This window comes from Streptomyces sp. NRRL B-24572 (assembly GCF_002156145.1).
Classification (GTDB): Bacteria; Actinomycetota; Actinomycetes; order Streptomycetales; family Streptomycetaceae; genus Streptomyces; species Streptomyces vietnamensis.
The window spans coordinates 5,662-17,642 of the sequence record NZ_MWIG01000244.1 but is presented as its reverse complement, the minus strand read 5'-3'; the positions used below and the strand labels follow the sequence as shown (position 1 = coordinate 17,642).

At 70.7% G+C, this 11,981-nt stretch carries 12 protein-coding genes; 10 read left to right on the top strand and 2 right to left on the bottom strand.

Annotated features, from left to right (window positions below; all coding sequences use genetic code 11):
• On the bottom strand, positions 1 to 2,369 hold a 2,369-nt coding region (locus CCN56_RS15290; protein WP_086827334.1), incomplete at its 3' end, for a valine--tRNA ligase.
• 96 nt (positions 2,370 to 2,465) lie between these two features.
• Positions 2,466 to 3,143 (bottom strand): HD domain-containing protein, encoded by a 678-nt coding sequence (locus CCN56_RS15285; RefSeq protein ID WP_086827324.1) that lies wholly within the window; start codon positions 3,141 to 3,143, stop codon positions 2,466 to 2,468.
• A gap of 235 nt (positions 3,144 to 3,378) precedes the next feature.
• Between CCN56_RS15285 and CCN56_RS15280 the strand changes: the two genes are divergently transcribed.
• The 10 genes from CCN56_RS15280 to CCN56_RS15235 all read left to right on the top strand — a co-directional run.
• Complete coding sequence (locus CCN56_RS15280; RefSeq protein WP_086827322.1) at positions 3,379 to 4,815, top strand: MFS transporter; 1,437 nt, start codon at positions 3,379 to 3,381, stop codon at positions 4,813 to 4,815.
• 82 nt (positions 4,816 to 4,897) lie between these two features.
• Positions 4,898 to 6,067, top strand: coding sequence for a PLP-dependent aspartate aminotransferase family protein (locus tag CCN56_RS15275; protein WP_086827320.1), 1,170 nt, complete (start codon positions 4,898 to 4,900; stop codon positions 6,065 to 6,067).
• A gap of 102 nt (positions 6,068 to 6,169) precedes the next feature.
• Entirely contained in the window at positions 6,170 to 6,709 is a 540-nt protein-coding gene (locus CCN56_RS15270; protein ID WP_086827318.1) for a MaoC family dehydratase, read from the top strand.
• Positions 6,710 to 6,781: 72 nt separating this feature from the next.
• A complete protein-coding gene (locus tag CCN56_RS15265) occupies positions 6,782 to 7,624 on the top strand; it encodes an SAM-dependent methyltransferase (RefSeq protein ID WP_086827316.1) in 843 nt (280 codons plus the stop codon).
• The gene (locus CCN56_RS15260; RefSeq protein ID WP_086827314.1) at positions 7,621 to 8,664 is read left to right on the top strand and encodes a class I SAM-dependent methyltransferase; all 1,044 of its coding nucleotides are present in this window, start codon (positions 7,621 to 7,623) and stop codon (positions 8,662 to 8,664) included. Before CCN56_RS15265 ends, CCN56_RS15260 begins: the two co-directional genes overlap by 4 nt.
• A gap of 24 nt (positions 8,665 to 8,688) precedes the next feature.
• Positions 8,689 to 9,582 (top strand): diiron oxygenase, encoded by an 894-nt coding sequence (locus tag CCN56_RS15255; protein ID WP_086827312.1) that lies wholly within the window; start codon positions 8,689 to 8,691, stop codon positions 9,580 to 9,582.
• Between the two features lie 88 nt (positions 9,583 to 9,670).
• Positions 9,671 to 10,543, top strand: a complete 873-nt coding sequence (locus tag CCN56_RS15250; protein WP_086827310.1) for a hypothetical protein — start codon at positions 9,671 to 9,673, stop codon at positions 10,541 to 10,543.
• A gap of 1 nt (position 10,544) precedes the next feature.
• Positions 10,545 to 10,988 (top strand): holo-ACP synthase, encoded by a 444-nt coding sequence (gene acpS / locus CCN56_RS15245; protein ID WP_086827308.1) that lies wholly within the window; start codon positions 10,545 to 10,547, stop codon positions 10,986 to 10,988.
• Between the two features lie 14 nt (positions 10,989 to 11,002).
• Complete coding sequence (locus tag CCN56_RS15240; protein ID WP_041130504.1) at positions 11,003 to 11,257, top strand: acyl carrier protein; 255 nt, start codon at positions 11,003 to 11,005, stop codon at positions 11,255 to 11,257.
• Positions 11,254 to 11,981, top strand: a 728-nt coding sequence (locus CCN56_RS15235; protein WP_373412856.1) for an S-adenosylmethionine synthetase N-terminal domain-containing protein, incomplete at its 3' end; no start/stop codon positions are given. The genes CCN56_RS15240 and CCN56_RS15235, both read left to right, overlap by 4 nt.

Here is an 11,981-nt window from a genome sequence, read left to right as displayed (position 1 = left end):
CCCTCCGGCTGGAGGCGCAGCAGCTGGCGGATGGCCGCCTCGTGCGGGGCGAGCGCGGTGCCGGTCAGCTCCAGGCGGGCCGGGACCTTCTGGCCGGGCTGGAGGCCCTGGTCGGAGCGGAAGCGGCGGACCTCGGTGACGACCTGCTGGACGAGCTCGATCTCCTTCTGGGCGGCCTCGTCGCGGAAGCCGCCCGGTGCGTCGGCACCAGGAACGAACACAGCCTTCGGCCAGTCGGCGATGACGAGGGACTCGCCGCCGGTCAGCGTCGTCCACAGGGTGTCCGTGACGAACGGGACGATCGGGTGGAGCAGTCGCAGGGTGACGTCGAGGACCTCGCCCAGGACGCGCGCCGAGACCTTGGCCTGCTCGCCGCCCTCGAAGAACGTGGTCTTCGACAGCTCGACGTACCAGTCGAAGACCTCGTCCCACGCGAAGTGGTAGAGGGCGTCGGCGAGTTTGGCGAACTGGTAGTCGTCGTAGAAGGCGTCCGCCTCGGCGACGACCTTGTTCAGGCGGGACAGGATCCAGCGGTCGGTCGCCGACATCGCGGAGGCGTCCGGCAGCGGGCCCTCGACCGTGGCGCCGTTCATCATCGCGAAGCGGGTCGCGTTCCAGATCTTGTTGGCGAAGTTCCGGGACGCCTGGACCCAGTCCTCGCCGATCGGGACGTCGACGCCCGGGTTGGCGCCCTTGGCCAGGGTGAAGCGCAGGGCGTCGGAGCCGTACTTGTCCATCCAGTCCAGCGGGTTGACCGTGTTCCCGAACGACTTCGACATCTTCTTGCCGAACTCGTCGCGGACCATGCCGTGGAACGCGATCGTGCGGAACGGCGGCTGTCCGTCCATCGCGTACAGACCGAACATCATCATGCGGGCGACCCAGAAGAACATCAGGTCGTAGCCGGTGACCAGGACGGAGTTCGGGTAGAACTTCTCCAGGTCGGGGGTCTGCTCGGGCCAGCCGAGCGTGGAGAACGGCCACAGGCCGGACGAGAACCAGGTGTCGAGGACGTCGGTGTCCTGCGTCCAGCCCTCGCCCGTCGGCGGCTCCTCGTCGGGGCCGACGCAGACCAGCTCGCCGTCGGGGCCGTGCCAGACGGGGATGCGGTGGCCCCACCACAGCTGGCGCGAGATGCACCAGTCGTTGAGGTTGTCGACCCAGTCGAAGTACCGCTGGGACATGTCGGCCGGGTGGATGTCGACCCGGCCGTCGCGGACGGCGTCGCCGGCGGCCTTGGCGAGCGTCTCGACCTTGACCCACCACTGCATCGAGAGGCGGGGCTCCAGCGTCGTCTTGCAGCGCGAGCAGTGGCCGACGGAGTGGACGTACGGGCGCTTCTCGGCGACGATCCGGCCCTCGGCGCGCAGGGCGGCGACGATCGCGGAGCGGGCCTCGAAGCGGTCCAGGCCCTGGAAGGGGCCGTGGACGGTGATGACGCCGCGCTCGTCGAGGACCTCGATGGACGCGAGGTCGTGGCGCTGGCCGATGGCGAAGTCGTTCGGGTCGTGCGCCGGGGTCACCTTGACGGCGCCGGTGCCGAACTCCGGGTCGACGTGGGTGTCGGCGACGACCGGGATCGTACGGTCGGTCAGCGGCAGCTTGATCTGCTTGCCGATCAGGTGCTTGTAGCGCTCGTCGTCGGGGTGGACGGCGACGGCGGTGTCGCCGAGCATCGTCTCCGCGCGCGTGGTGGCGACGACGATGGTGTCCTCGCCCTCGCCGTACTTCATGGAGACGAGCTCGCCGTCGTCGTCCTGGTAGTCGACCTCGATGTCGGAGATGGCCGTCAGACAGCGCGGGCACCAGTTGATGATGCGCTCGGCGCGGTAGATCAGACCGTCGTCGAACATCTTCTTGAAGACGGTCTGGACGGCCCGGGACAGGCCCTCGTCCATGGTGAAGCGGTCCCGGCTCCAGGCCAGGCCCTCGCCGAGGCGCCGCATCTGGCCGGCGATCTGCCCGCCGGACTCGGCCTTCCACTCCCAGACGCGCTCGACGAAGGCCTCGCGGCCCAGGTCGTGGCGGGACTTGCCCTCCTTGGCGAGCTCGCGCTCGACGACGTTCTGGGTGGCGATGCCGGCGTGGTCCATGCCGGGCTGCCACAGCGTCTCGAAGCCCTGCATGCGCTTGCGGCGGGTGAGGGCGTCGATCAGCGTGTGCTCGAAGGCGTGGCCCAGGTGGAGGGAGCCGGTGACGTTCGGCGGCGGGATGACGATGGTGTACGCCGGCTTGTCGCTCTTCGCGTCCGCCTCGAAGTACCCGCGCTCCACCCAGCGCTCGTACAGCGGCCCCTCTACCTCGGCCGGCGCGTACTGGGTCGGCAGTTCGGTGGTCGGCGCTGTCTGATGCTGAGTGTTGTCGGTCACGACGGCCATTCTAAGGGCGGGCCTCCGGTTGCTCTCGGCCCGCGCCCGTCGGTCCCCTCGCCGGCTCGGTCCGCGCCTGGCGGTCTCGTGGCCGGCTCAGCCCTCGCCCGCCGGTTCCGTCGTCAGCTCGGCCAGCTCCCGTTCCATGTTCGCCCGTGCCTTCTCCTCCCAGACGGCCGCCCCGTACGGCGTACGGAAGAGGCGGGGGAGGCCGAGGAGGTGGCGGAGGACCGTGGCGCGGCCTTCGCGGAAGGCGGGCTCGGGGACGAAGGCGTACTCCTCGCGGACGGCCGCCGCATACCCCCCGTACGTATCGGGGTCGGTGGCCAGGATCGCGAGGTCCGCGTCGCAGAGGGTCTCGCCGTTGAGGTCGCCTGCGGCCGGGTCGTGGCTGGTGGTGAGGCGGACCAGGCGGGCCACCTCGGTCACCTCGTGCGGGGTGAGGCCCGCCTCGGTGAGGGCCTTCTCGGCCAGGGCGGCCGAGCGTTCCTCGTTCTCCGAGCGGTCCGGGCGGTAGACGGCGTCGTGGAACCAGGCGGCGAGCCGTACGAGCTCCAGCTCGCCGCCCTCCCCGCCCTGGTCGGCGAGCTCGTCGATGCGGTCCAGGACCGCCCGGAGGTGGTCGACCGTGTGGTAGCGGCGCTGCGGTTCGGCCCAGCGGGACAGCAGGTTCCGGCCGTACGGGGCGGGGTCGGGGCCCTCGCGGCCGGAGCGGGCGGCGAGCAGGGTGGTGTTCCAGCGCTGGAGCAGGGCGGGGTCCTGGTCGGCGGTCATGGGGGCATTCTGCCCGGCCGGGGGTGCGGGGCGGGTGCTTCCCGCGCGCCTCCGCAAGCACGGAGGCGGCGCTTCCCGCACGCGGAAGCGGCGCTTCCCGCGCGTGGAGGGGGTCCTTCCCCTGCTCCCCCGATCGCGCCCTCATCTCACTCTTACATACCCCCCATGGGTATGCTACGGTGCTCCGCACAGGTACCCCCTAGGGGTATGCAGCAGCGAGTGAAGGGTCAGGGCAATGTCAACCGTCAATCCCCGGCGCTGGTGGGCACTTGTCGTGCTCGCGGCCGCTCAGTTCATGGTCATCATGGACACCTCGATCATCGGGGTCGCGCTCCCCGAGATGCAGAAGGACCTGGGCTTCTCGCAGAGCGAGCTCCAGTGGATCTTCAACGCCTACGTGATCGTCTTCGGCGGTCTGCTGCTCCTCGGCGGACGCCTCTCCGACCTCGTCGGAGCCCGCAAGATCTTCGTCTCCGGCTGGGCCGTCATGATCGCCGGTTCGGTCGTGGCCGCCGCCGCGCAGACCGCCTGGGTCGAGATCGTCGGCCGCGCCGTCCAGGGCGTCGGCGGCGCGCTGATCGCGCCCTCCGCGATGACCCTGCTGATGATGCTCTTCATGCACGACCCGAAGGAGCTCGGCAAGGCGATGGCGCTCTACGGCGCCGCCGCTCCCGCCGGCGGCACCGCGGGCGTCTTCCTCGGTGGCGTCTTCACCGAGTGGGTGAGCTGGCAGTGGGTCTTCATCATCTACATCCCGATCGGCCTCGCGACCCTCGCCGCGACCAAGCTCCTCCCGGACGTCGAGTCCCGCCGCGGCTCCGTCGACATCCTCGGCGCCGTCGCCGTCACCGCCGGTCTCGCGCTCGCCGTCTTCGCCGTCGTCCGTGCCCCCGAGGTCGGCTGGGGCGCCACCGCCACGATCCTGGAGCTGGCCGGCGCCGTCGTCCTCCTGATCCTCTTCTTCGTGATCCAGAAGAGCATCCGCGAGCCCCTCATGCCGCTCAGCGTCTGGCGGGTCCCGCGCCTCGGCTCCGCCAACCTGGCGATGACGCTGCTCGGCGCCGCGTGGATCCCGATGTGGTACTTCCTCAACCTGTACCTCCAGCAGGTCCTCGGCTACGGCGCCTTCGAGTCCGGTGCCGCGCTCCTCCCGATGACCGTGCTCCTCATGATCTTCATGACGGCCATCACGGCCCGGCTCATGATGAAGGTCGGCGCCAAGCCGCTCATCGCCGGCGGTCTGCTGGTCCTCGCGGCCGGTCTGGTCTGGCTCTCCGCCGTCGAGCCCACCGGCACCTTCCTGGTCGACGTCCTGCCGGCCTCGCTGGTCGCCGCGCTCGGCATGTCCCTCGCCTACATCCCGACGATGATGAGCGCGATGGCCAACGCCCCGCAGGAGCAGGCGGGCCTCGCCTCCGGCATCGTCAACACCACCTACAACGTCGGCTCCGCGCTCGGCCTCGCCGCGCTCACCGCCGTCGCCATGTCCCAGGGCGCCAACGAGCTCGGCAACCTGCCGAAGCTGACGGACGGCTTCTCGTCCGCCTTCATCGGCGCCGCGATCATCGCCGCCGTCGGCGGTGTCGTCACCCTCCTCGTCATGAAGGGCGACAAGGCGGTCGCGGCCGAGGCCGCCGCCCCCGCGCCGCAGGGCGAGAAGGTCGCAGCCTGAACCGTGACCCGCAGGGGCCGCCCGACGTCCGTTCCCCCCGGACGTCGGGCGGCCCCTTTCCCGTACTCAGGAAGGAATCCCCGTGGAGCTGAACACCCGTGCCGTGCACGTCTCCAACGAGCCTTTCGCCGAAGGCAGTTGGCCGCTCTCCGTGCCCATCGTGCAGTCCTCCGCCTTCGCCTTCGACTCCGCCGCCGAGCTCGCCGACGCGATGGCCGACCCCGACGGGCGGTACGTCTACAGCCGCCGCGGCAACCCGACCGTACGGGCCCTGGAGCAGACCCTCGCGGGCCTGGAGGGAGGCGAGGGGGCCATCGCCTTCGCCTCCGGCATGGGTGCCGTCAGCGGCGTGCTCCTCGCCCTGCTCAAGCCCGGCGACCGCGTGGTCGCCCAGCGCTGCCTGTACGGGGGGACGCACGCGGTCCTGGCGGATCTGGCCGAGCGGTACGGCATCGAGGTCGTGCGGATATCCGGCGACGACCCGGCCGAGTTCGAGGCCGCCGCCGTCCACCCCGCCACCCGGCTCCTCGTCCTGGAGACGATCGCCAACCCCACCGGCCAGGTCCCCGACCTCCCCGGCCTCCTCGCCGCCGCCCGCGCCCTCGGGGTGACCGGCGTCGTCGACAACTCGCTCGCCTCGCCCGTCCTGTGCCGCCCCCTGGAGCTCGGCGCCGACGTCGTCGTGCACTCCACCACCAAGTACCTCTCCGGGCACTCCGACGTCCTCGGCGGCGCCGCCGTCTTCGCGGACGGCGCCCTGCTCCGCCGGGTCTGGCCCCGCACGGTCGAACTCGGCGCCTGCGCAGACCCGTTCGCGGCCTGGCTCACCCTGCGCGGGATCCCCACCCTGCCGCTGCGGATGCGCGAGCACTGCGCCAACGCCGCCGCCCTCGCCGAGCTGCTCGCGACCCGCGCCGGCGTCACGGCCGTCCACTACCCGTGGCGCGCCGGCCATCCCTCGTACGGCACCGCCCGGAAGGTCCTCGCCGGCGGCGGCGGGCTGCTCTCCTTCGAGCTCGCCGGGGGCCGGGAGGCGGGCCGCGCCTTCATCGAACGCGTACGGATCGCGAAGCTCGCGCTGTCGCTCGGCGGCGTGGAGACGCTCGTCGCGCATCCGGCGTCCACCTCCCATCGCGAGCTGAGCGAGGGCGAGTTGGCGGCCGCGGGGATCGGGGCCGGGCTCGTGCGGATGTCGGTGGGGATCGAGGACGTCGAGGACCTGTGGGAGGACCTACAGCAAGCACTGGGATGAGGGGCCCCCAGAGCCCCTCTTTTGGGTTGACAAAATAAATGGTCGATTCGTAGATTGGGTGATGCCAGGAAACGTTGACTCCTAGGTCAAGGGGGGCGCGCGATGCGCTACTTCGAGGACTTCCGGCCCGGCGACGTCCACGAGCTGGGCACCGTCACCGTCACGGCGGAGGAGGTGCTGGAGTTCGGCAGGCGCTTCGACCCGCAGCCCTTCCACACGGACCCCGAGCTCGCGAAGGACTCCCCGTTCGGCGGTCTGATCGCGAGCGGGTTCCACACCCAGGCGATGTTCATGCGCCGCTACGTCGACGGACTGCTCGCCTACAGCGCCTGTACGGGCTCGCCCGGCATCGACGAGGTCCGCTACCTGCGGCCCGTCCGCCCGGGCGACGTCCTCACCGCGCGCGTCGAGATCCTCGGCTCCACCCCGTCGCCGTTCAATCCCGCCACCGGCACCGTCAAGCCGCGGTGCACGCTCGTGGCCGCCGACGGGACGGCCGTGTTCAGCATGATCCTGCACAGCATCTTCCGCCGGCGCCCCGCCGACTCCGAGGCCGGCCATCTGTCGTCGATGCCCGCGGCCGAGGACCCCGTCGCCTGTGTGCGACCGGCCAAGACCTGTGCCCCGGCCATGAGCGCCTGACGAACCCCCGTGCGTCGGGCCCCTGAACACGGCCGTCCGAATCTCCGTAACCCAACCGAAGGGGGACCTCCTGTGGAGGCCGTATCCCGCACCGCCCAGTGGACCGCCGCCGCGCGCGCCCTGGAGACCGAGCGCGAGGACCGGCTGTTCGCCGATCCCTACGCGCGCACCGTCGCCGACGAGATCGGCTTCGAACTGCTCGCGCGCTACGACGGCGGCGGCATCGTGCCGTTCCTCGCCATCCGCACCACCTACCTCGACCGGGCCATAGTCAAGGCGGTGGAGGAGCGCGGCATCCGCCAGGTCGTCTTCCTCGCCGCCGGCATGGACACCCGCTTCTTCCGGCTTCCCTGGCCCGACGGCGTCACCGTCTACGAGCTCGACCGCCCGGCCCTCCTGGAGGCCAAGGCCGAGATGCTCAAGGACGAACCGCAGCCCGCCGGCCGGACCCGCGTCACCGTCCCCGTCGACCTCACCCAGGACTGGACCGGCCCCCTGAAGGAGGCGGGCTGGAAGAGCGAGGAGCCCGTCCTGTGGGTGGTCGAGGGCCTGCTGTTCTTCCTGCCCGAGCAGGCCGTACGGACCCTCATCTCGCTGCTCGCCTCGCACGCCGCGCCCGGCTCCGTGCTGCTCGGCGACGTCATCTCGAAGTCCGCCCTGGAGAACCCGCTCGCCCGGAGCTTCATGAAGGCCCTGGAGGAGGACGGCAATCCGTGGCTCTTCGGCACCGAGGAGCCCGAGGCACTGCTCGCCGACTGCGGCTGGGCCGTACGGGAGGTCAAGCAGCCCGGTGAGGACGGCGCCGCCTTCGACCGCTGGCCCTACCCGGTCCCGGCCCGCTCCGTACCGCGCATGCCCCGCTCCTTCCTGTTCACGTGTGACACGCCGGAGTACGAGGAGGAGAAGGCCGCATGAGCGCCCACGACTTCCACCAGAAGGTCATCACCGACGCGGGCGCGGCCGTCCGCGGCCTGACCGTCGCCCTCGGCGAGCGCCTCGGGCTCTACAAGGCCCTGGCGGCCGACGGTCCGCTGACCGCCGAGCAGCTGGCGGAGAAGACCGGCACCCACACGCGCTACATCGAGGAGTGGCTGCACGCCCAGCTCTCCGCCGGGTACGTCGAGCGGCACCCCAGCTCCCTCACGTACACCCTGCCCGCCGACCACGTCGAGGTCCTCGCCGACCCGAAGGCCGTGACGTACGCCGCCGGGTTCTTCACCGCCCTCAAGGCGCTGTACGCCACCGAGGACCTGCTCGTCGACGCGTACCGCACCGGCGACGGCGTCGGCTGGGCCGAGCACGACGCGGCCCTCGACACCGGCATGGGCTCCTTCTTCCAGCCCACGTACGAGCACAAGCTCGTCCCCGACTGGCTGCCCGCCCTCCACGAGGTCACCGACAAGCTGGCCGCCGGCGGCACGGTCGCCGACGTCGGCTGCGGCGTCGGCCACACCACCCTCCTCATCGCGAAGGCCTTCCCGAACGCCACCGTCCACGGCTTCGACTACTCCGAGGAGGCCATCTCGATCGCCCGCGAGCTCGCCGAGGAGGCCGGCCTCTCCGACCGGGTCGTCTTCGAGGTCGCCTCCGCCGACGACTACCCCGGCTCCGGCTACGACCTGGTGTGCTTCTTCAACGCCCTGCACGACATGGGCGACCCGGTCGCCGCCGCCCAGCACGTCCACAAGTCCCTCGACGCGGACGGCACCTGGATGCTCGTCGAGTCCAACGTCTCCCCGCAGGACATCGACACCCAGACCCCCGCCGCCCGCATGTTCATGGCCCTGTCCGCCGTGATGTGCCTGCCGGTCGCCGTCGCGCAGCGCGGCCCGCACGCCCTCGGCAACCACTCCGGCGAGAAGGCCTTCCGCGCCATCGCCGAGGAGGCCGGCTTCACCCGCTGGCGGCGCGCCACCGAGACCCCGGTCAACGCGGTCTACGAAGTCCGCCCGTAACCCCACGTCGCGAGGAGCGAGACCATGGGCGTGACCGCCCCCCTGCCCGTCACCGACCGCTTCATGGAGGTCCTGAGCCGCCTCAGCGAGCGCTCGGTCGAGGACTACTACAACCCGTACCAGACCTTCCAGTGGCCCGAGACGCTGGAGGAGAACCGCTTCTGGATGACGCCGGAGCTGCTCACCGTCTACGGCACCGAGCACTACGACACCCTCGGTGAGGAAACGCTTCAGCGCCTGTCGAAGTGGGAGTCGGTCAACTTCTACAGCCTCAACGTGCACGGCATCCGCGAACTCCTCATCGAGGTCGTCGGCCGCATCCACATGCCGGGCTTCGAAGTCCCCTCGGACTTCTTCCACCACTTCATCGGCGAGGAGAACGAACACATGTGGTTCTTCTCCGAGTTCTGCCGGCGCTACGGCCACAAGATCTACGGCTCCACCGCCATGCGCGCCGACGCCGCCTGGGAGCCCGAGGTCGAGAACTTCCTCGTCTTCACCCGCATCCTCTTCTTCGAGGAGCTCGTCGACCACTACAACTCCCGGATGGCGAAGGACGACTCCCTCTGCCACACCATCCGCGAGGTCAACCGCATCCACCACCAGGACGAGTCCCGCCACATCGCCTTCGGACGCGAGCTGGTCTCCCTCCTCCACCAGCGGATGTGCCAGGCCGTGAGCGCCGAGCGGGTCCGCGAGGTCGAGGCGTACCTCAAGCGGTACGTCGTCTACAGCATCAACTCCCTCTACAACCCGCACGTGTACAAGGACGCCGGCATCGCCGACCCGCTCGGCCTGCGCAACGCGCTGATCGCCGACGAGTCCCGGCGCGCCCACGAGCGCAAGGCGGTCCGCAAGCCGCTCGCCTTCTTCCTGAAGACCGGGATCTTCTCGGACGACACCCTTCCCGTCCTCTGAGCGACACCCCGCCCGTCCTCCGGGAGACACCCTCCTCCGAGAGACGCCCTCACCCGAGAGACACCCTCACCCGAGAGGTGCACCGACCATGACCATGACCACCCCCGAGCAGAACGTCGGGGCGACCACGGGACTGCCCGCGCTCGGCCCGGAGGGGACCCGCCTGCTGCGGCTCCTCGACGACACCTTCGAGGGCTGGGGAGTGGCCGCGGGCGCCCGTCCCATGACCATGCCCCCGCTCCTCCCGGCCGCCGACCTGGCCAAGCTCGACTACTACGACAACTTCCCCCACCAGGCCGTCGTCGCCGCCCCGCTCGACCTGGAGCGCCGCGCGACCACGCCCTTCGACACCACCGCCGGCCGCTTCCCGAGCGACGCGCTCGAACCCGCCGCGCTCGGCCTGCCCTCGGCCTCCTGCTACGCCGTCTACCTCACCCACCAGGGCACCCAGGTCGCCGACGACGCCCTCGTCACGATCTGCTCCTGGTGCTTCCGCAAGGAGACGCACTACGAGGGCATGCGGCGCCAGCTCGGCTTCCGCATGCGGGAGGTCGTCGCCATCGGCGCCCGCGAGCACGCCGAGAACCACCTCGCCGAGTTCACCACCCGCATCCAGTCCTTCGCGAAGGCCCTCGACCTGCCGCTGCGCAGGGAGGCCGCCTGCGACCCCTTCTTCGACAAGGGCAGCTCCAAGGCCGTCCTCCAGCGGCTCACCCCGGTGAAGTACGAGTTCCTTTACGAGGACCTGGCGATCGCCTCGGTCAACACGCACCGGAACTTCTTCGGCGAGCGCTGCGACATCACCCTGGAGTCGACCGGCGGACCGGCCTTCACCAGCTGTGTCGCCTTCGGCCTCGAGCGCTGGCTGTCGGCGCTGACCCGCCGCCACGGCAGCTGGGCGTCCGCCGAGCGGGCCGTCCTCGAAGCCGGTGCGAGTGGCGCGGCCGGGCCGGTGATCTGACGTGCCGGCCCGTCCCGCCGCCCCGCCGGCGGGCGGCCTGGGGTGGGCGAACCTCGGCATGGACATCGTGTCCGTCAACCGTGTCCGCAGGCTCCTCGCCCAGTACGGGGAGCGGTTCTTCGAGCGGATGCTCACCCCCGGCGAGCTCGCCGACTGCCGTACCTCCTCCGGGCTCGACGTCCTGAGCCTGTGCGGGCGGATCGCGGCGAAGGAAGCGGCGTTCAAGACCTTACGGGTCCGCGGCAGGTTCCTGCCCTGGCCGGACATCGTCGTGCGGCGCTCCGAGGGCGGCTGGCCGCTCGTGGAGCTGCACGGGCCCGCGGCCGAGATGGCCGCCGAGTCCGGGATCACCGAGATCACCGTGTCCATCAGCCACGACGTGGACTACGCGGTCGCGGTCGCCGCCCCGATCATCGCCCCCACCTCTTCCTCATCGAACAGCTGACAAGGAGAACAATCATGGCCGACGGCCTGCAGACGGTGAAGAACTGGATCCTCGAGCGTCACCCCGAGCGCGACGACATCGCCGCCGACCTCGACCTGATCGAGAACCGGCTCATCGACTCGCTGTCCTTCGTCGAGTTCGTCTTCCTCCTGGAGCAGGAGAGCGGCACCGCCATCCAGATGGAGACCCTGGAGGTCGACTCCATCCGCACCCTCGGCGCCATCGAGCAGCACTTCTTCACGGCCAAGGTGGAGGTGGGCCAGGCATGAGCCGCCGTCTGTTCACCTCGGAGTCCGTGACCGAGGGCCACCCCGACAAGATCGCCGACCGGATCAGCGACACCATCCTCGACGCGCTCCTCGCCGAGGACCCCTCCTCCCGGGTCGCCGTGGAGACGCTGATCACCACCGGTCAGGTCCACATCGCCGGCGAGGTCACCACCGCCGCGTACGCGCCGATAGCCCAGCTGGTGCGCGACGCCGTCCTCGACATCGGCTACGACTCCTCCGCGAAGGGCTTCGACGGCGCCTCCTGCGGCGTGTCGGTGTCCATCGGCGCCCAGTCCCCGGACATCGCGCAGGGCGTCGACACCGCCCACGAGGCGCGCGTCGAGGGCGTGGACGACGAGCTGGCGGCCCAGGGCGCCGGCGACCAGGGCCTGATGTTCGGCTACGCCTGCGACGACACGGCCGAACTGATGCCCCTGCCGATCGCGCTCGCCCACCGGCTCTCCCGCCGCCTGACCGAGGTCCGCAAGGACGGCACCGTGCCGTACCTGCGCCCGGACGGCAAGACGCAGGTCACCATCGAGTACGACGGGGACCGCCCGGTCCGCCTCGACACGGTCGTCGTCTCCTCGCAGCACGCCGCCGACATCTCCGTCGAGGGCCTGCTCACCCCGGACGTCCGCGAGTACGTCGTCGAGCACGTCCTCAAGCAGCTGGTCGAGGAGGGCGTCAGCCTGGAGTCCGACGGCTACCGGCTCCTGGTCAA